Origin of the sequence: Klebsiella sp. 64, assembly GCF_018223915.1 — a bacterium.
Lineage (GTDB): Bacteria > Pseudomonadota > Gammaproteobacteria > Enterobacterales > Enterobacteriaceae > Klebsiella > Klebsiella pneumoniae.
Genome location: NZ_JAGRQZ010000032.1, coordinates 1 through 15756, shown reverse-complemented (window position 1 = coordinate 15756; position 15756 = coordinate 1). Strand labels below are relative to the sequence as shown.

Genomic DNA, 15756 nt, shown 5'->3' with positions numbered 1-15756 from the left:
GGATGGGGTAGATATAAAAAAACCCGCCAGGGCGGGTTTTTTTACGTTACTACAGATTACTCTGCAGCAGCTTCTGCTTTCGGCTCAGCACGATCAACCAGCTCGATGTATGCCATCGGCGCGTTGTCGCCTGCACGGAAGCCACACTTCAGAATGCGAGTGTAACCACCGGCGCGGCTCGCGAAACGCGGGCCCAGCTCGTTAAACAGTTTTGCCACGATCTCGTTATCACGAGTGCGGGCGAATGCCAGACGACGATTAGCAACGCTATCAGTCTTGGCAAGAGTAATCAGCGGCTCAACTACGCGACGCAGTTCTTTCGCTTTCGGCAGGGTCGTCTTGATGATTTCATGACGAACCAGCGAACCTGCCATGTTACGGAACATAGCCTGGCGATGGCTGCTGTTGCGGTTCAGTTGACGACCACTCTTACGATGGCGCATGACCTTATCCTTCTCAGTAAAACCTTAACCTGTGATCCGGTTACTCGTCAGCAATGCTTGCTGGTGGCCAGTTTTCCAGGCGCATGCCCAGAGACAGTCCACGGGAAGCCAGCACGTCTTTAATCTCAGTAAGAGATTTTTTACCCAGGTTCGGCGTTTTCAGCAACTCAACCTCGGTACGCTGTACCAGATCACCGATATAGTGGATAGCTTCTGCCTTGAGGCAGTTAGCAGAGCGGACAGTCAATTCCAGATCGTCAACAGGGCGCAGCAGGATCGGATCGAATTCTGGTTTCTCTTCTTTCACTTCTGGCTGACGTACATCACGTAGGTCAACAAAAGCTTCCAGTTGTTCAGCCAGGATGGTTGCCGCACGACGAATCGCCTCTTCAGGATCGATTGTGCCGTTGGTTTCCATTTCGATGACCAGCTTGTCCAGGTCGGTACGCTGTTCTACACGCGCAGCTTCAACATTGTAGGCAATACGCTCTACAGGGCTGTAGCAGGCGTCGACCAGCAGACGGCCGATTGGGCGCTCATCTTCTTCCGAATGAATTCGGGCAGAAGCCGGCACATAACCGCGACCGCGCTGAACTTTGATACGCATGCTAATAGCAGCGTTCTCATCAGTCAGGTGGCAAATCACGTGCTGCGGCTTGACGATTTCGACATCACCGTCGTGGGTAATGTCGGCTGCGGTCACAGGGCCAATGCCAGATTTATTCAAAGTAAGGATGACTTCATCTTTACCCTGAACTCTCACCGCCAGCCCTTTCAGGTTGAGCAGGATTTCAAGGATGTCTTCCTGAACGCCTTCTTTGGTGCTGTACTCGTGCAGTACACCATCAATCTCAACCTCGGTCACCGCGCAACCCGGCATCGATGAGAGCAGAATACGGCGCAGTGCGTTACCCAGAGTATGGCCGAAGCCACGCTCTAAAGGCTCAAGGGTCACCTTGGCGTGCGTCGAACTCACTTGCTCGATATCGACCAGGCGCGGTTTTAGAAACTCTGTCACAGAACCCTGCATTGTGTCCTCTCTTTGGTACTAAGCTTTACTTGGAGTAAAGCTCGACGATCAGGTGTTCGTTAATGTCCGCAGACAGATCAGAACGCTCCGGCTGACGCTTGAACGTACCTTCCATCTTGCCAGCATCAACTTCCAGCCAGGTTGGCTTTTCACGCTGCTCAGCCAGCTCCAGAGCGGCTTTCACGCGAGATTGCTTTTTCGCTTTCTCACGAATGCTGACAACGTCATTCGCTTTAACCTGATAAGAAGCGATGTTAACAACACGACCGTTTACCATAATCGCTTTGTGGCTAACCAGCTGGCGTGCTTCAGCACGAGTGGCGCCGAAGCCCATACGGTATACAACGTTGTCCAGACGACCTTCCAGCAGAGCCAACAGGTTTTCACCGGTGTTGCCTTTCAGACGTGCTGCTTCTTTATAGTAGTTACGGAACTGACGCTCCAGCACACCGTACATACGGCGAACTTTTTGCTTTTCACGCAACTGCACACCATAGTCAGACAGACGCGGCTTACGCGCACCGTGCTGGCCAGGAGCTTGTTCAATTTTACACTTGGTATCGATCGCGCGAACGCCAGACTTAAGGAATAAGTCGGTGCCCTCACGACGGCTCAGCTTGAGCTTAGGACCCAAATATCTTGCCATTTTCTTTCTCCAACTAACCTGGAAAACGCAGCGTTATACGCGACGTTTTTTCGGCGGACGACAACCGTTATGAGGGATCGGAGTCACATCAGTAATATTAGTGATGCGGAAACCAGCGGCGTTCAGTGCACGAATGGTAGATTCGCGACCCGGACCCGGACCTTTGACCATAACTTCCAGATTCTTGATGCCGTATTCTTTTACGGCTTCTGCGCAACGCTCTGCTGCAACCTGAGCTGCGAACGGAGTGGATTTGCGAGAACCACGGAAACCGGAACCACCGGCTGTTGCCCAACCCAGTGCGTTACCCTGACGATCAGTGATGGTAACGATGGTGTTGTTAAAAGAAGCATGGATATGAGCCACGCCGTCAGAGACTTGTTTTCTTACACGCTTACGTGCACGAATTGGTGCCTTTGCCATTATTCAATCACCCCGATTATTTCTTGATCGGTTTACGCGGACCCTTACGGGTACGTGCGTTGGTCTTGGTACGCTGACCGCGAACCGGGAGACCACGACGATGACGCAAACCACGGTAGCAACCAAGGTCCATCAGACGCTTGATGCTCAGGGTGATTTCACGGCGCAGATCACCTTCAACGACAAATTTACCTACTGCTTCACGCAGAATATCAATTTGTTCTTCAGACAGCTCACTGATCTTAACATTTTCAGCGATGCCCGTTTCAGCGCAGATGGCTTTAGAACGGGTTTTGCCGATACCGAAAATAGCGGTTAAAGCGATAACGGTATGTTTGTGATCAGGAATGTTAATGCCTGCTATACGGGCCACTATGCACTCCTACTATTTAATATGTACGCACCATGCTGAAAAGCCCGTTTTCAGGATACTCAAATGGAAACGTACAGACATACAAAAGATTGGCTGGCTAATCTAGCCAGCTCAATCCAACTTTGCAAGAAAAATATGCGAAAAAATCAGCCTTGGCGCTGTTTATGCTTCGGCTCGGCACTGCAAATCACACGGATGACACCATCACGCTTAACGATTTTGCAGTTACGGCATAATTTCTTGACGGAAGCACGAACTTTCATTTTTACTCTCCGTAACTTCTCGGGCGACCAGTTTTAACGGCCGTAGCCTTTCAGGTTCGCCTTCTTCAATGCAGACTCATACTGACTGGACATCATCAGAGTTTGCACTTGAGCCATAAAGTCCATAATCACGACAACAACGATAAGCAGCGAGGTCCCACCGAAGTAGAACGGCACTTTCATCGCGTCACGCATGAACTCCGGGATCAGGCAGATAAAAGTAATGTACAACGCACCAACCAGAGTCAGGCGAGTCATCACTTTATCGATATACTTCGCCGTTTGCTCTCCCGGACGAATTCCTGGTACAAATGCACCGGACTTCTTCAGGTTATCTGCTGTTTCACGCGGGTTGAAAACCAACGCCGTGTAGAAGAAACAGAAGAAGATGATTGCAGACGCATAGAGTAACACATAAAGCGGTTGCCCAGGCTGCAAATACAGCGAAATTGTTGTCAGCCAGTTCCAACCAGTACCACCCCCGAACCATGACGTGATGGTTGCCGGGAACAGTATAATACTGGAAGCGAAGATTGCCGGGATTACCCCCGCCATATTCACTTTCAGCGGTAAATGTGTGCTCTGTGCAGCATAGACACGACGACCCTGTTGACGTTTCGCGTAGTTTACCACAATGCGGCGTTGACCACGCTCAACGAATACAACAAAGAAGGTCACTGCAAATACTAATACTGCAACCAACAGCAACAGGAGGAAGTGCAGGTCGCCTTGACGCGCTTGCTCGATAGTATGGGCGATGGCCGGCGGGAGTCCCGCAACGATACCGGCGAAGATAATGATCGAGATACCGTTACCGATACCACGTTCAGTGATCTGTTCGCCGAGCCACATCAGGAACATAGTCCCTGTGACCAGACTGACAACAGCGGTGAAATAGAATGCAAAGCCTGGATTAATCACCAGGCCTTGCATACCAGGCATATTCGGCAGACCGGTAGCAATACCGATCGACTGGAATATCGCCAGCACCAGAGTACCGTAGCGGGTGTACTGGCTGATCTTACGACGACCAGACTCCCCTTCTTTCTTCAGTTCCGCCAGCGGTTGATAAACCACCGTCAGCAGCTGCACGATGATCGATGCCGAAATGTACGGCATAATCCCCAGCGCAAAGATAGAAGCACGGCTGAGAGCACCACCAGAGAACATGTTGAACATTTCAATGATGGTGCCTCGCTGTTGCTCAAGCAGTTTGGCAAGTACAGCGGCATCAATACCAGGGATCGGAATAAAAGAGCCAATACGGAACACTATCAGCGCACCGACCACAAACAGAAGTCTGCGTTTCAGTTCGCCAAGGCCACCTTTGGCACTTTGAAAATCTAATCCCGGTTGTTTAGCCATCTGCTACTTATTCCTCAATTTTACCGCCAGCAGCTTCGATAGCAGCACGAGCACCTTTAGTCACACGCAGGCCACGAACAGTTACCGGACGAGTTACCTCACCAGACAGGATCACTTTCGCGAACTCGATCTGGACACCGATAATGTTAGCCGTTTTCAGCGCGTTCAGGTCTACTACATCGCCTTCTACGTGAGCCAGATCGGAGAGACGGATCTCTGCGGTGATCATCGCTTTACGAGAAGTGAAGCCGAATTTCGGCAGACGACGGTACAGAGGCATCTGACCACCCTCGAAACCGCGACGTACGCCACCGCCAGAACGAGATTTCTGACCTTTGTGACCACGACCACCGGTTTTACCGAGGCCAGAACCGATACCACGACCCAGGCGTTTACCCGCCTTTTTGGAGCCTTCGGCCGGAGACAGAGTATTTAAACGCATCTCTTACTCCTCAACTTTAACCATGAAGGAAACCGCGTTGACCATACCACGAACAGCAGGAGTATCCTCGCGCTCTACGGTGTGACCAATACGACGCAGACCCAGGCCAAGCAGCGTTGCCTTGTGTTTCGGCAGACGACCGATTGCACTGCGGGTTTGAGTAATTTTAATAGTCTTTGCCATGGTTTATTTCCCCAGAATTTCTTCAACGGATTTACCACGCTTGGCAGCGACCATATCCGGGGACTTCATGTTTTCCAGACCGTCGATAGTTGCACGAACCACGTTAATCGGGTTAGTGGAACCATACGCTTTAGCCAGAACGTTACGAACCCCAGCGACTTCCAGAACGGCGCGCATTGCACCACCGGCGATGATACCGGTACCTTCGGAAGCCGGCTGCATGAATACACGAGAACCCGTGTGAGTACCCTTAACCGGGTGCTGCAGGGTGCCGTGGTTCAGCGCGACGTTAATCATATTGCGACGGGCTTTTTCCATCGCTTTCTGGATCGCTGCTGGAACTTCACGCGCTTTACCGTAACCAAAACCAACGCGACCGTTACCATCGCCTACTACAGTCAGAGCTGTGAAGGAGAAAATACGACCACCTTTAACGGTTTTAGATACGCGGTTTACCGCGATCAGCTTTTCCTGCAGTTCGCCAGCTTGTTTTTCGATGTGAGCCATCTTACACCTCTACCTTAGAACTGAAGGCCAGCTTCACGGGCAGCATCTGCCAGTGCCTGGACACGACCATGATATTGGAACCCGGAACGGTCAAAGGAAACATCTTTGATGCCTTTTTCCAGAGCGCGTTCAGCGACAGCTTTACCCACAGCTGCTGCAGCGTCTTTGTTACCGGTGTACTTCAGTTGTTCAGCGATAGCTTTTTCTACAGTAGAAGCAGCTACCAGAACTTCAGAACCATTCGGTGCAATTACCTGTGCGTAAATGTGACGCGGGGTACGATGTACCACCAGGCGAGTTGCGCCCAGCTCCTGGAGCTTGCGGCGTGCGCGGGTCGCACGACGGATACGAGCAGATTTCTTATCCATAGTGTTACCTTACTTCTTCTTAGCCTCTTTGGTACGCACGACTTCGTCGGCGTAACGAACACCCTTGCCTTTGTAAGGCTCAGGACGACGGTAGGCGCGCAGATCTGCTGCAACCTGGCCGATCACCTGCTTATCAGCGCCTTTCAGCACGATTTCAGTCTGAGTCGGACATTCTGCAGTGATACCCGCAGGCAGCTGATGATCAACCGGGTGAGAGAAACCTAAAGCCAGGTTTACTACATTCCCTTTGACCGCTGCACGATAACCTACACCAACCAGCTGCAGCTTCTTAGTGAAGCCTTCGGTAACACCGATAACCATTGAGTTCAGCAGGGCACGCGCGGTACCAGCCTGAGCCCAACCGTCTGCGTAACCATCACGCGGACCGAAGGTCAGTGCATTATCTGCATGTTTAACTTCAACAGCATCGTTGAGAGTACGAGTCAGCTCGCCGTTTTTACCTTTGATCGTAATAACCTGACCGTTGATTTTTACATCAACGCCGGCAGGAACAACGACCGGTGCTTTAGCAACACGAGACATTTTTTCCTCCGATTAGGCTACGTAGCAGATAATTTCGCCACCAAGACCAGCCTGGCGCGCTGCACGATCAGTCATAACACCTTTAGAGGTAGAAACAACTGCGATACCCAGACCGGCCATAACTTTCGGCAGCTCATCTTTTTTCTTATAGATGCGCAGACCTGGGCGGCTGACACGCTGAATGCTTTCTACAACAGCTTTGCCCTGGAAATACTTGAGAGTAAGTTCCAGTTCAGGCTTGGTGTCGCCTTCAACTTTAAAATCTTCGATAAAACCTTCTTCCTTCAGCACGTTGGCGATTGCCACTTTCAGCTTGGAGGAAGGCATGGTGACCGCAGCTTTGTTCGCGGCCTGACCGTTACGGATACGGGTCAGCATATCCGCGATCGGATCTTGCATGCTCATCTGTCTTTACTCCCGTGATTCAATTGGTGACAATTACCAGCTAGCCTTTTTCAGACCCGGGATTTCACCGCGCATAGCGGCTTCACGGACCTTAATACGGCTCAACCCGAACTTCCGCAGGAAACCATGCGGACGACCTGTTTGACGGCAGCGGTTACGCTGACGAGACGGGCTGGAATCACGCGGCAGAGTCTGCAGCTTGAGAACGGCATTCCAACGATCTTCGTCGGTTGCGTTCACATCAGAGATGATAGCTTTCAGTTCAGCGCGTTTAGCGAAGAATTTATCAGCTAAAGCCACGCGCTTTACTTCGCGTGCTTTCATTGATTGCTTAGCCATTAAGTAACCCTACCTTACTTGCGGAACGGGAAGTCAAAGGCAGCCAGCAGAGCACGGCCTTCTTCGTCAGATTTCGCAGTAGTGGTAATGGTAATATCCAAACCACGAACGCGGTCGACTTTATCGTAGTCGATTTCTGGGAAGATGATCTGCTCACGGACACCCATGCTGTAGTTGCCACGACCGTCGAAAGACTTAGCGGACAGGCCGCGGAAGTCACGAATACGCGGTACAGCAATAGTGATCAGGCGCTCAAAGAACTCCCACATGCGTTCGCCACGCAGAGTTACTTTACAGCCGATCGGATAGCCCTGACGGATTTTGAAGCCTGCAACTGATTTGCGTGCTTTGGTGATCAGCGGTTTTTGACCGGAGATTGCTGCCAGGTCAGCTGCTGCGTTATCCAGCAGTTTCTTGTCAGCGATCGCTTCACCAACACCCATGTTCAGGGTGATCTTCTCGACCCGAGGGACTTGCATGACAGAATTGTAGTTAAACTCAGTCATGAGTTTCTTAACTACTTCGTCTTTGTAGTAATCATGCAGTTTCGCCATCGTACTACTCCAAATTACTTGATAGTTTCGCTGTTAGACTTGAAGAAACGGACTTTTTTACCGTCTTCGAATCTAAAGCCTACACGGTCAGCCTTGCCGGTTGCCGCATTGAAGATTGCAACGTTAGAAACCTGAATTGCAGCTTCTTTTTCAACGATGCCGCCTGGTTGGTTCAGAGCCGGAACCGGCTTCTGGTGTTTCTTAACCAGGTTGATACCTTCAACAATGACCTTGCCGGAAGACAGGACATTCTTAACTTTACCGCGCTTACCTTTATCTTTACCGGTTAACACGATAACTTCGTCATCACGACGGATTTTCGCTGCCATGATTCGCTCCTTAGAGTACTTCTGGTGCCAGAGAGATAATTTTCATGAACTTCTCGGTACGAAGTTCACGAGTTACCGGCCCAAAAATACGCGTACCGATAGGCTGCTCGCTGTTATTGTTCAGAATAACGCATGCATTACCATCGAAGCGAATGACAGAACCGTCCGGGCGACGAACACCCTTCTTGGTGCGCACCACTACCGCCTTCAGCACATCACCTTTTTTGACCTTACCACGCGGAATTGCTTCTTTGATGGTGATCTTGATGATGTCGCCTACGCCTGCGTAGCGACGGTGCGAGCCACCCAGAACCTTGATACACATTACGCGACGTGCACCGGAGTTGTCGGCGACGTTCAGCATAGTCTGTTCTTGGATCATTTTAGTGCTCCGCTAATGTCAACTACTACTGAGACCCGAAAATTAGGGTCGTTAAAAAGCCCCATATCGAGGGCGCGGCATTATAACACCACAAACCAGATATGGGTAGAAAAAATAAACGGCTCATCGCTGAGCCGTTTATCCGTATCGAGAATGCGTACTCTATTACAGAACCGCTTTCTCTACAACGCGAACCAGCGTCCAGGACTTAGTCTTGGACAGCGGACGGCATTCGCGGATTTCAACCTTGTCGCCGATACCGCATTCGTTGTTCTCGTCATGTACGTGCAGTTTGGTCGTACGTTTGATGAATTTACCGTAAACCGGGTGTTTCACCATACGTTCGATAGCAACAACAATGGATTTCTCCATTTTGTCGCTAACTACGCGACCTTGCAGAGTACGGATTTTATCGGTCATTACGCACCCGCCTTCTGAGTCAGTAAAGTCTTAACGCGTGCAACATCACGACGCACTTGCTTCAGCAGATGAGTCTGTTGCAGCTGGCCACTTGCAGCCTGCATGCGCAGGTTGAACTGCTCACGCAGCAGGTTCAGCAGCTCAGCGTTCAGCTCTTCAACGCTTTTTTCACGCAGCTCTTTTGCTTTCATTACATCACCGTCTTAGTTACAAAGGTGGTTTTGATCGGCAGTTTCGCTGCTGCCAGGCCGAATGCTTCACGGGCCAGCTCTTCCGGTACACCGTCCATTTCATACAGGACTTTACCCGGCTGAATCAAGGCAACCCAGTACTCCACGTTACCTTTACCTTTACCCATACGAACTTCCAGCGGCTTCTCGGTGATCGGTTTGTCCGGGAATACACGGATCCAGATCTTACCTTGACGCTTAACTGCACGGGTCATAGCACGACGTGCTGCTTCGATCTGACGTGCAGTCAGACGACCACGGCCAACAGCTTTCAGACCGAAAGTGCCGAAGCTAACATCCGTACCCTGCGCCAGACCACGGTTGCGGCCTTTGTGCACTTTACGGAATTTTGTACGCTTTGGTTGTAACATCAGCGACGCTCCTTATTTACGGCCTTTACGCTGCTGCTTTTTAGGTTGAGCAGCCGGTTCCGGTTGTTCAACAGCAGCCATACCACCCAGGATCTCACCTTTGAAGATCCATACCTTAACGCCGATTACACCGTAAGTGGTGTGCGCTTCAGAGGTGTTGTAGTCGATGTCAGCACGCAGAGTGTGCAGCGGTACGCGACCTTCACGGTACCATTCGGTACGTGCGATTTCCGCGCCGCCCAGACGGCCGCTAACTTCAACTTTGATACCTTTAGCGCCCAGACGCATTGCGTTCTGTACAGCACGCTTCATCGCACGACGGAACATAACGCGACGTTCCAGCTGAGAAGTGATGCTGTCAGCAACCAGTTTTGCGTCCAGTTCAGGTTTACGAACTTCGGCGATATTGATCTGTGCAGGTACGCCAGCGATATCCGCTACGACCTTGCGCAGTTTTTCTACGTCTTCGCCTTTCTTACCGATAACGATACCCGGGCGAGCGGTGTGAATGGTCACACGGATGCTCTTAGCCGGACGCTCGATAACGATGCGAGATACAGACGCTTTAGCCAGTTCTTTAGTCAGGAACTGACGTACTTTAAAATCGCTGTCCAGGTTGTCAGCGAATTCTTTGGTGTTCGCGAACCAGGTAGAGTTCCATGGTTTGACAATACCCAGGCGAATACCATTAGGATGTACTTTCTGACCCATTGCTAGTCTCCAGAGTCTCAGCGATCGGACACAACCACAGTGATGTGGCTGGTGCGCTTCAGGATGCGATCTGCACGACCTTTAGCACGCGGCATAATGCGCTTCATGCTCGGGCCTTCGTCTACGAAAATTTTCGCAACTTTCAGATCATCAATGTCAGCGCCATCGTTGTGTTCAGCGTTAGCAATGGCAGATTCCAGTACCTTCTTGACCAGTACAGCAGCTTTTTTGTTGGTGTAGGTCAGAATATCCAGGGCCTGCGACACTTTCTTACCGCGAATCAGGTCAGCTACAAGGCGAACCTTCTGAGCAGAAGAACGAGCATGGCGATGTTGAGCTAAAGTTTCCATCTCTTCCTCCTACCTTATTTCTTCTTCGCTTTTTTATCAGCAGCGTGGCCGCGATAAGTACGAGTCGGTGCGAATTCACCCAGTTTGTGACCGACCATTTCGTCGGAAACAAATACTGGAACGTGCTGACGACCATTATGGACAGCGATGGTCAAACCGATCATGTTAGGAAAGATCGTTGAACGACGGGACCAAGTGCGCAGGGGCTTCTTGTCTCCGCTTTCCACCGCTTTCTCTACCTTCTTCAGCAAGTGCAGGTCAATAAAAGGACCTTTCTTGAGAGAACGTGGCATGGCTTATCCTCTAAAATTATTTGCTACGGCGACGTACGATGAATTTATCAGTACGCTTGTTGCTGCGGGTCTTCTTACCTTTGGTCTGCAGGCCCCACGGGGATACCGGGTGCTTACCAAAGTTACGACCTTCACCACCACCATGTGGGTGGTCTACTGGGTTCATCGCAGTACCGCGAACGGTAGGACGAACACCACGCCAGCGTGCAGCACCTGCTTTACCCAGAACGCGCAGCATATGCTCAGCATTGCCAACTTCGCCCAGAGTCGCGCGGCAGTCTGCTTCGACTTTACGCATTTCACCAGAACGCAGACGCAGGGTGACATAAGCACCGTCACGAGCAACGATCTGAACGTAAGTACCAGCGGAACGAGCCAGCTGACCGCCTTTACCTGGTTTCATTTCTACGTTATGAACGGTAGAACCAACCGGGATATTGCGCATCGGCAGGGTGTTGCCTGCTTTGATTGCAGCATCAACGCCAGACTGAATCTGGTCGCCAGCTTTCAGGCCTTTCGGGGCCAGGATGTAACGGCGCTCGCCGTCTTTGTACAGAACCAGCGCGATGTTCGCGGAGCGGTTCGGATCGTACTCAAGACGTTCAACAACTGCCGGGATACCATCTTTGTTGCGTTTGAAGTCAACAATACGGTAAGCCTGCTTGTGGCCACCACCGATATGACGGGTGGTGATACGGCCATTGTTGTTACGACCACCGGATTTGCTGTTTTTTTCCAGCAACGGAGCAAAAGGTTTGCCCTTGTGCAGCTCTGGGTTAACCACTTTAACGACGTGGCGACGACCCGGAGATGTCGGTTTACATTTAACAACTGCCATTGTATTACTCCTCCGACTTACTCAGCGCCGCCAACGAAGTCCAGATTCTGGCCTTCTTTCAGGGTGACGTAAGCTTTTTTCCAGTCGCTACGACGACCGATACGCTGTCCGTGACGTTTAACTTTCCCTTTAACAACCAGGGTGTTAACGACTTCGACTTCGACTTCAAACAGTTTCTGCACAGCAGCTTTGATTTCTGCTTTGGTCGCGTCTTTAGCAACTTTGAGAACGATGGTGTTTGTTTTTTCCATCGCAGTAGACGCTTTTTCAGAAACGTGCGGTGCGCGCAGCACCTTCAGCAGACGTTCTTCACGAATCATGCCAGCATCTCCTCAACTTGCTTAACAGCATCAGCAGTCATTACGACTTTGTCGAAGGCGATCAGGCTAACCGGGTCGATACCGTTCGCATCACGTACGTCAACCTTATGCAGGTTACGTGCGGCCAGGAACAGGTTCTCGTCCAGCTCACCGGTGATGATCAGCACATCTTCCAGAGCCATGTCTTTCAGTTTCTGTGCCAGCAGCTTAGTTTTCGGCGCTTCAACAGAGAACTTCTCGACAACGATCAGACGATCCTGACGTACCAGTTCGGACAGAATGCTTTTCAGCGCGCCGCGGTACATCTTCTTGTTAACTTTTTGACTGTGGTCCTGCGGACGAGCAGCGAAGGTCACGCCACCGGAACGCCAGATCGGGCTCTTGATAGAACCAGAACGCGCACGGCCGGTACCTTTCTGGCGCCACGGTTTTTTACCGGAGCCAGTGATTTCAGCACGAGTCTTCTGAGCACGAGTGCCCTGACGCGCACCGGCTGCATAAGCAACAACAACCTGGTGAACCAGCGCTTCGTTGAAATCACGACCGAAGGTAGTTTCGGAAACAGTCAGCGCGCTCTGCGCGTCTTTCAATACTAATTCCATTGCTATCTCCTCACGCCTTCACAGCTGGTTTAACGATCAGGTCGCTACCGGTCGCACCCGGGACAGCACCTTTAACCAGCAGCAGGTTGCGCTCAGCGTCAACACGTACTACGTCCAGGCTCTGAACGGTTACACGCTCATTACCCAGCTGACCTGCCATTTTCTTGCCTTTGAACACTTTGCCCGGAGTCTGGTTCTGACCGATAGAACCCGGAACGCGGTGGGACAAGGAGTTACCGTGAGTAGCGTCCTGGGTACGGAAGTTCCAGCGCTTAACGGTACCAGCAAAACCTTTACCTTTAGAGGTACCGGTTACGTCAACTTTTTTAACGTCAGCAAACAGTTCAACGCTAATGTTCTGACCTACGGTGAATTCTTCGCCGTCAGCCAGACGGAATTCCCACAGACCACGGCCAGCTTCAACGCCAGCTTTAGCGAAGTGACCCGCTTCCGGCTTGGTTACACGGTTAGCTTTTTTAGCACCGGTGGTAACCTGGATTGCGCGGTAGCCATCGTTAGCCAGGTCTTTAACCTGAGTAACACGGTTTGCTTCAACTTCGATTACGGTTACTGGGATAGAAACGCCATCTTCAGTGAAGATGCGGGTCATGCCCACTTTTTTACCGACTAAACCAATCATTGTTTCAACCTCTCAATCGCTCGATGACCTGATTAACCCAGGCTGATCTGCACGTCTACACCGGCAGCCAGATCCAGACGCATCAGAGCATCAACGGTTTTTTCAGTTGGCTCAACGATGTCAACCAGACGCTTGTGAGTGCGAATTTCGTACTGGTCACGCGCGTCTTTGTTGACGTGCGGGGAGATCAGAACGGTAAAGCGCTCTTTGCGGGTCGGCAGCGGGATCGGACCACGGACTTGCGCACCAGTGCGCTTAGCAGTCTCGACGATTTCCGCGGTTGATTGATCGATCAGACGATGATCAAACGCTTTCAGGCGGATACGGATTCTTTGGTTCTGCATGAGACCAGAGCTCCAATTATTTTATAGACGAAATGATTACTCCTCATACCCATTACGATTGATGGGAGAGTGTAACCGTTCTTACATAGTCCCCCGATTGGGGACATTGTTTGATAACCCAAATGCGATTACCAGGGTTCATATTGAACCGGCCGTCAACTTTGACAGGCCCGCGCATTATACGCAAATTCTGGCGCGACGCAAGTGCTGTTTAGAAAATCATCACCAGGATTTGCGCGCCTTCGCATTAGCGCACTGTACGGGGCTGCAATGCGGAGTAAGAGTGCGGATTGTGGGCTCCATTCCCGGAAAATGCCTTTTGTGCTGAACGGGAGAGGATGAGCATAGTGACGCAATGTTCATCGATCATTGCGGGGTCAACTATGCTCGCCGCCCTCCCCTTCTTGCTGTGCTATAGCGGTTTGACCGTGGCATTATGCCACCAGGATCTGCGCCACGGTCTGTTGCCCGACCGTTACACCTGTCCCCTGCTGTGGAGTGGTTTACTTTTTTATCTCTGTCTGGCGCCGCACCAGCTGCATGATGCCGTCTGGGGGGCGATAGCGGGCTATCTCTCTTTGGCTGCGATTTACTGGCTATACCGCGGTATCCGCTGCTATGAAGGGTTGGGTTATGGAGATATAAAATATCTTGCCGCCCTCGGCGCCTGGCATGGCTGGCGATTGCTGCCGCAGTTAGTCCTGGTTGCCTCGCTACTCGCCGGCATAGCGTGGGCAGGAGCAGGTTTATACGCCAGTTGCGGCAGGAAGAGCAAATGGGGAAGAAGCAACCCGCTGCCGTTTGGGCCATTCCTGGCGGCCGCGGGTTTTTGGTGCGGGTGGCAGACGCTGGCTAGTCTGACACTTTGATCTGCGACTGCAGGTAATTTTGCAGACCGATTTTGCCAATCAAATCGAGTTCGGTTTCCAGCCAGTCGATATGGCCTTCTTCATCCGCCAGGATCTCAATCATCATATCGCGGCTGACGTAGTCATGGACGCTGTCGGCATAGGCAATAGCCTCACGCAAATTTTGCGCCCCTTCCAGCTCCAGCCTCAAATCGGACCGCAGCATCTCTTCCACATCTTCACCGATGCCAAGTTTGCCGAGATCCTGCAGATTAGGGATACCTTCGAGAAAAAGAATACGCTCGATATACTTATCGGCGTGCTTCATTTCGTCGATGGATTCGTGGTACTCAATATCGTTGAGGCGCATCAGGCCCCAATTTTTAAACATTCTCGCATGAAGAAAGTACTGATTAATTGCGACTAGCTCATTTCCCAATAATTTATTGAGATAACTTATGATTTTGACATCACCTTTCATTATATAGTCCCTCCGCTTCCACTCATTGAAGCGTAGTCCGGCCTATAGGGATGTCAAAAGAGAAGCGTGGACTTCAGGCGATTTCTTTGAATTCCGGCATGGTGGTTAATTCATCTTCCATCACTTCACGCGCGGCACGAACACACTTACCGCATTGATTTCCCACGGGAACAAACTTACGTAATTGCTGAAAAGATTGCGGTTGAAACTGGCGCACAACCTGACGAATTTTTTTATCGCTGACGCCATTGCACAAACAAACGTACATAGAAACTCCCGTTCAATTTATGCACAAATATTAAATGAGAATGGTTATGATTACAATAGACCATTTGCTCATTATCCGCCGCAACGCACGATATGAATAGCCAGCAAAAATCCGTTTTTCGCTGAATGACAGACAGCAAAAAGGGCGCCGAAGCGCCCTTTTTAATTCAAAGCTAACGAATTAGCCCAGAACTTTAGCTACAACGCCCGCGCCAACGGTACGGCCGCCTTCACGGATTGCGAAACGCAGACCGTCGTCCATCGCGATCGGGTGGATCAGGGTAACAACCATTTTGATGTTGTCGCCCGGCATTACCATCTCTACGCCTTCCGGCAGTTCGATGGTGCCAGTCACGTCAGTAGTACGGAAGTAGAACTGCGGACGGTAGCCTTTGAAGAACGGAGTGTGACGGCCGCCTTCGTCTTTGGACAGGATGTACACTTCA

At 51.1% G+C, this 15756-nt stretch carries 31 protein-coding genes and 1 pseudogene; 1 reads left to right on the top strand and 31 read right to left on the bottom strand.

Translation table 11 applies throughout. The features are described 5' to 3' along the window. Positions 1-56: 56 nt before the first annotated feature. The 28 genes from rplQ to rpsJ all read right to left on the bottom strand — a co-directional run bounded on the left by rplQ (position 57) and on the right by rpsJ (position 13714). Positions 57-443: a 50S ribosomal protein L17 gene (rplQ, locus tag KHQ23_RS20385; protein ID WP_002919206.1), complete on the bottom strand. Its 387-nt coding sequence runs from the start codon at positions 441-443 to the stop codon at positions 57-59. A gap of 40 nt (positions 444-483) precedes the next feature. Next, a complete protein-coding gene (locus KHQ23_RS20380; RefSeq protein WP_002919219.1) occupies positions 484-1473 on the bottom strand; it encodes a DNA-directed RNA polymerase subunit alpha in 990 nt (329 codons plus the stop codon). A 25-nt stretch (positions 1474-1498) separates the two neighbouring features. Continuing rightward, positions 1499-2119: a 30S ribosomal protein S4 gene (gene rpsD, locus KHQ23_RS20375; protein WP_002919224.1), complete on the bottom strand. Its 621-nt coding sequence runs from the start codon at positions 2117-2119 to the stop codon at positions 1499-1501. Between the two features lie 33 nt (positions 2120-2152). Further along, entirely contained in the window at positions 2153-2542 is a 390-nt protein-coding gene (gene rpsK / locus KHQ23_RS20370) for a 30S ribosomal protein S11 (RefSeq protein WP_002919257.1), read from the bottom strand. Positions 2543-2558: 16 nt separating this feature from the next. Beyond that, positions 2559-2915 (bottom strand): 30S ribosomal protein S13, encoded by a 357-nt coding sequence (rpsM, locus tag KHQ23_RS20365; protein ID WP_002919259.1) that lies wholly within the window; start codon positions 2913-2915, stop codon positions 2559-2561. Positions 2916-3061: 146 nt separating this feature from the next. After that, entirely contained in the window at positions 3062-3178 is a 117-nt protein-coding gene (gene rpmJ, locus KHQ23_RS20360; RefSeq protein WP_000868187.1) for a 50S ribosomal protein L36, read from the bottom strand. Between the two features lie 33 nt (positions 3179-3211). Further along, positions 3212-4543: a preprotein translocase subunit SecY gene (gene secY, locus KHQ23_RS20355; protein WP_002919515.1), complete on the bottom strand. Its 1332-nt coding sequence runs from the start codon at positions 4541-4543 to the stop codon at positions 3212-3214. Positions 4544-4550: 7 nt separating this feature from the next. Next, positions 4551-4985, bottom strand: coding sequence for a 50S ribosomal protein L15 (gene rplO / locus KHQ23_RS20350; protein ID WP_020804220.1), 435 nt, complete (start codon positions 4983-4985; stop codon positions 4551-4553). A 3-nt stretch (positions 4986-4988) separates the two neighbouring features. Beyond that, positions 4989-5168, bottom strand: coding sequence for a 50S ribosomal protein L30 (gene rpmD, locus KHQ23_RS20345; protein ID WP_001140434.1), 180 nt, complete (start codon positions 5166-5168; stop codon positions 4989-4991). A 3-nt stretch (positions 5169-5171) separates the two neighbouring features. Then, positions 5172-5675, bottom strand: a complete 504-nt coding sequence (gene rpsE / locus KHQ23_RS20340; protein ID WP_002919545.1) for a 30S ribosomal protein S5 — start codon at positions 5673-5675, stop codon at positions 5172-5174. 14 nt (positions 5676-5689) lie between these two features. Continuing rightward, positions 5690-6043, bottom strand: a complete 354-nt coding sequence (gene rplR / locus KHQ23_RS20335; RefSeq protein WP_000358960.1) for a 50S ribosomal protein L18 — start codon at positions 6041-6043, stop codon at positions 5690-5692. A 9-nt stretch (positions 6044-6052) separates the two neighbouring features. Beyond that, positions 6053-6586 (bottom strand): 50S ribosomal protein L6, encoded by a 534-nt coding sequence (gene rplF, locus KHQ23_RS20330; protein WP_002919662.1) that lies wholly within the window; start codon positions 6584-6586, stop codon positions 6053-6055. A 12-nt stretch (positions 6587-6598) separates the two neighbouring features. Beyond that, entirely contained in the window at positions 6599-6991 is a 393-nt protein-coding gene (rpsH, locus tag KHQ23_RS20325; protein ID WP_002919665.1) for a 30S ribosomal protein S8, read from the bottom strand. A 33-nt stretch (positions 6992-7024) separates the two neighbouring features. Beyond that, positions 7025-7330: a 30S ribosomal protein S14 gene (rpsN, locus tag KHQ23_RS20320; protein WP_002919667.1), complete on the bottom strand. Its 306-nt coding sequence runs from the start codon at positions 7328-7330 to the stop codon at positions 7025-7027. Positions 7331-7344: 14 nt separating this feature from the next. After that, a complete protein-coding gene (gene rplE / locus KHQ23_RS20315) occupies positions 7345-7884 on the bottom strand; it encodes a 50S ribosomal protein L5 (protein ID WP_001096200.1) in 540 nt (179 codons plus the stop codon). Between the two features lie 14 nt (positions 7885-7898). Next, positions 7899-8213, bottom strand: coding sequence for a 50S ribosomal protein L24 (rplX, locus tag KHQ23_RS20310; RefSeq protein ID WP_000729185.1), 315 nt, complete (start codon positions 8211-8213; stop codon positions 7899-7901). 10 nt (positions 8214-8223) lie between these two features. Further along, the gene (gene rplN / locus KHQ23_RS20305) at positions 8224-8595 is read right to left on the bottom strand and encodes a 50S ribosomal protein L14 (protein ID WP_002919748.1); all 372 of its coding nucleotides are present in this window, start codon (positions 8593-8595) and stop codon (positions 8224-8226) included. Positions 8596-8760: 165 nt separating this feature from the next. Then, the gene (gene rpsQ, locus KHQ23_RS20300; RefSeq protein WP_002919751.1) at positions 8761-9015 is read right to left on the bottom strand and encodes a 30S ribosomal protein S17; all 255 of its coding nucleotides are present in this window, start codon (positions 9013-9015) and stop codon (positions 8761-8763) included. Continuing rightward, entirely contained in the window at positions 9015-9206 is a 192-nt protein-coding gene (gene rpmC, locus KHQ23_RS20295; RefSeq protein WP_002919754.1) for a 50S ribosomal protein L29, read from the bottom strand. Before rpmC ends, rpsQ begins: the two co-directional genes overlap by 1 nt. Beyond that, complete coding sequence (rplP, locus tag KHQ23_RS20290) at positions 9206-9616, bottom strand: 50S ribosomal protein L16 (protein WP_002919759.1); 411 nt, start codon at positions 9614-9616, stop codon at positions 9206-9208. The genes rpmC and rplP overlap by 1 nt, the downstream gene beginning before the upstream one ends. A 12-nt stretch (positions 9617-9628) precedes the next feature. Then, positions 9629-10327 (bottom strand): 30S ribosomal protein S3, encoded by a 699-nt coding sequence (gene rpsC / locus KHQ23_RS20285; RefSeq protein ID WP_002919766.1) that lies wholly within the window; start codon positions 10325-10327, stop codon positions 9629-9631. A gap of 17 nt (positions 10328-10344) precedes the next feature. Then, positions 10345-10677: a 50S ribosomal protein L22 gene (gene rplV, locus KHQ23_RS20280; RefSeq protein WP_002919773.1), complete on the bottom strand. Its 333-nt coding sequence runs from the start codon at positions 10675-10677 to the stop codon at positions 10345-10347. A gap of 14 nt (positions 10678-10691) precedes the next feature. Further along, positions 10692-10970, bottom strand: a complete 279-nt coding sequence (gene rpsS / locus KHQ23_RS20275) for a 30S ribosomal protein S19 (RefSeq protein ID WP_001138115.1) — start codon at positions 10968-10970, stop codon at positions 10692-10694. Positions 10971-10986: 16 nt separating this feature from the next. Further along, positions 10987-11808 (bottom strand): 50S ribosomal protein L2, encoded by an 822-nt coding sequence (gene rplB, locus KHQ23_RS20270; protein WP_002919786.1) that lies wholly within the window; start codon positions 11806-11808, stop codon positions 10987-10989. Between the two features lie 17 nt (positions 11809-11825). Continuing rightward, positions 11826-12128: a 50S ribosomal protein L23 gene (gene rplW / locus KHQ23_RS20265; RefSeq protein WP_000617546.1), complete on the bottom strand. Its 303-nt coding sequence runs from the start codon at positions 12126-12128 to the stop codon at positions 11826-11828. Then, positions 12125-12730 (bottom strand): 50S ribosomal protein L4, encoded by a 606-nt coding sequence (gene rplD / locus KHQ23_RS20260; protein WP_002919794.1) that lies wholly within the window; start codon positions 12728-12730, stop codon positions 12125-12127. Before rplD ends, rplW begins: the two co-directional genes overlap by 4 nt. Before the next feature lie 10 nt (positions 12731-12740). Next, positions 12741-13370, bottom strand: a complete 630-nt coding sequence (rplC, locus tag KHQ23_RS20255) for a 50S ribosomal protein L3 (protein WP_002919796.1) — start codon at positions 13368-13370, stop codon at positions 12741-12743. A gap of 32 nt (positions 13371-13402) precedes the next feature. Then, positions 13403-13714 (bottom strand): 30S ribosomal protein S10, encoded by a 312-nt coding sequence (gene rpsJ / locus KHQ23_RS20250; protein ID WP_001181005.1) that lies wholly within the window; start codon positions 13712-13714, stop codon positions 13403-13405. A 383-nt stretch (positions 13715-14097) separates the two neighbouring features. Here rpsJ and KHQ23_RS20245 point away from each other — a divergent pair, with 383 nt between their 5' ends. Further along, positions 14098-14583, top strand: coding sequence for an A24 family peptidase (locus KHQ23_RS20245; RefSeq protein ID WP_211776954.1), 486 nt, complete (start codon positions 14098-14100; stop codon positions 14581-14583). Here KHQ23_RS20245 and bfr read toward each other — a convergent pair. The 3 genes and pseudogenes from bfr to tuf all read right to left on the bottom strand — a co-directional run. Continuing rightward, positions 14567-15043, bottom strand: coding sequence for a bacterioferritin (gene bfr / locus KHQ23_RS20240; protein ID WP_002919971.1), 477 nt, complete (start codon positions 15041-15043; stop codon positions 14567-14569). The two genes, KHQ23_RS20245 and bfr, sit on opposite strands and share 17 nt — an antisense overlap. A 73-nt stretch (positions 15044-15116) precedes the next feature. After that, positions 15117-15311: a bacterioferritin-associated ferredoxin gene (gene bfd, locus KHQ23_RS20235; RefSeq protein ID WP_004152415.1), complete on the bottom strand. Its 195-nt coding sequence runs from the start codon at positions 15309-15311 to the stop codon at positions 15117-15119. 180 nt (positions 15312-15491) lie between these two features. Beyond that, a pseudogene (tuf, locus tag KHQ23_RS20230) lies at positions 15492-15756 on the bottom strand (elongation factor Tu); the annotation flags it as partial.

Excerpts from the sequence above, each read along its gene's own strand:
- rplQ (WP_002919206.1), bottom strand. The coding sequence starts at position 443 with ATGCGCCATCGTAAGAGTGGTCGTCAACTGAACCGCAACAGCAGCCAT.
- KHQ23_RS20380 (WP_002919219.1), bottom strand. The coding sequence starts at position 1,473 with ATGCAGGGTTCTGTGACAGAGTTTCTAAAACCGCGCCTGGTCGATATC.
- rpsD (WP_002919224.1), bottom strand. The coding sequence starts at position 2,119 with ATGGCAAGATATTTGGGTCCTAAGCTCAAGCTGAGCCGTCGTGAGGGC.
- rpsK (WP_002919257.1), bottom strand. The coding sequence starts at position 2,542 with ATGGCAAAGGCACCAATTCGTGCACGTAAGCGTGTAAGAAAACAAGTC.
- rpmJ (WP_000868187.1), bottom strand. The coding sequence starts at position 3,178 with ATGAAAGTTCGTGCTTCCGTCAAGAAATTATGCCGTAACTGCAAAATC.
- secY (WP_002919515.1), bottom strand. The coding sequence starts at position 4,543 with ATGGCTAAACAACCGGGATTAGATTTTCAAAGTGCCAAAGGTGGCCTT.
- rplO (WP_020804220.1), bottom strand. The coding sequence starts at position 4,985 with ATGCGTTTAAATACTCTGTCTCCGGCCGAAGGCTCCAAAAAGGCGGGT.
- rpmD (WP_001140434.1), bottom strand. The coding sequence starts at position 5,168 with ATGGCAAAGACTATTAAAATTACTCAAACCCGCAGTGCAATCGGTCGT.
- rpsE (WP_002919545.1), bottom strand. The coding sequence starts at position 5,675 with ATGGCTCACATCGAAAAACAAGCTGGCGAACTGCAGGAAAAGCTGATC.
- rplR (WP_000358960.1), bottom strand. The coding sequence starts at position 6,043 with ATGGATAAGAAATCTGCTCGTATCCGTCGTGCGACCCGCGCACGCCGC.
- rplF (WP_002919662.1), bottom strand. The coding sequence starts at position 6,586 with ATGTCTCGTGTTGCTAAAGCACCGGTCGTTGTTCCTGCCGGCGTTGAT.
- rpsH (WP_002919665.1), bottom strand. The coding sequence starts at position 6,991 with ATGAGCATGCAAGATCCGATCGCGGATATGCTGACCCGTATCCGTAAC.
- rpsN (WP_002919667.1), bottom strand. The coding sequence starts at position 7,330 with ATGGCTAAGCAATCAATGAAAGCACGCGAAGTAAAGCGCGTGGCTTTA.
- rplE (WP_001096200.1), bottom strand. The coding sequence starts at position 7,884 with ATGGCGAAACTGCATGATTACTACAAAGACGAAGTAGTTAAGAAACTC.
- rplX (WP_000729185.1), bottom strand. The coding sequence starts at position 8,213 with ATGGCAGCGAAAATCCGTCGTGATGACGAAGTTATCGTGTTAACCGGT.
- rplN (WP_002919748.1), bottom strand. The coding sequence starts at position 8,595 with ATGATCCAAGAACAGACTATGCTGAACGTCGCCGACAACTCCGGTGCA.
- rpsQ (WP_002919751.1), bottom strand. The coding sequence starts at position 9,015 with ATGACCGATAAAATCCGTACTCTGCAAGGTCGCGTAGTTAGCGACAAA.
- rpmC (WP_002919754.1), bottom strand. The coding sequence starts at position 9,206 with ATGAAAGCAAAAGAGCTGCGTGAAAAAAGCGTTGAAGAGCTGAACGCT.
- rplP (WP_002919759.1), bottom strand. The coding sequence starts at position 9,616 with ATGTTACAACCAAAGCGTACAAAATTCCGTAAAGTGCACAAAGGCCGC.
- rpsC (WP_002919766.1), bottom strand. The coding sequence starts at position 10,327 with ATGGGTCAGAAAGTACATCCTAATGGTATTCGCCTGGGTATTGTCAAA.
- rplV (WP_002919773.1), bottom strand. The coding sequence starts at position 10,677 with ATGGAAACTTTAGCTCAACATCGCCATGCTCGTTCTTCTGCTCAGAAG.
- rpsS (WP_001138115.1), bottom strand. The coding sequence starts at position 10,970 with ATGCCACGTTCTCTCAAGAAAGGTCCTTTTATTGACCTGCACTTGCTG.
- rplB (WP_002919786.1), bottom strand. The coding sequence starts at position 11,808 with ATGGCAGTTGTTAAATGTAAACCGACATCTCCGGGTCGTCGCCACGTC.
- rplW (WP_000617546.1), bottom strand. The coding sequence starts at position 12,128 with ATGATTCGTGAAGAACGTCTGCTGAAGGTGCTGCGCGCACCGCACGTT.
- rplD (WP_002919794.1), bottom strand. The coding sequence starts at position 12,730 with ATGGAATTAGTATTGAAAGACGCGCAGAGCGCGCTGACTGTTTCCGAA.
- rplC (WP_002919796.1), bottom strand. The coding sequence starts at position 13,370 with ATGATTGGTTTAGTCGGTAAAAAAGTGGGCATGACCCGCATCTTCACT.
- rpsJ (WP_001181005.1), bottom strand. The coding sequence starts at position 13,714 with ATGCAGAACCAAAGAATCCGTATCCGCCTGAAAGCGTTTGATCATCGT.
- KHQ23_RS20245 (WP_211776954.1), top strand. The coding sequence starts at position 14,098 with ATGCTCGCCGCCCTCCCCTTCTTGCTGTGCTATAGCGGTTTGACCGTG.
- bfr (WP_002919971.1), bottom strand. The coding sequence starts at position 15,043 with ATGAAAGGTGATGTCAAAATCATAAGTTATCTCAATAAATTATTGGGA.
- bfd (WP_004152415.1), bottom strand. The coding sequence starts at position 15,311 with ATGTACGTTTGTTTGTGCAATGGCGTCAGCGATAAAAAAATTCGTCAG.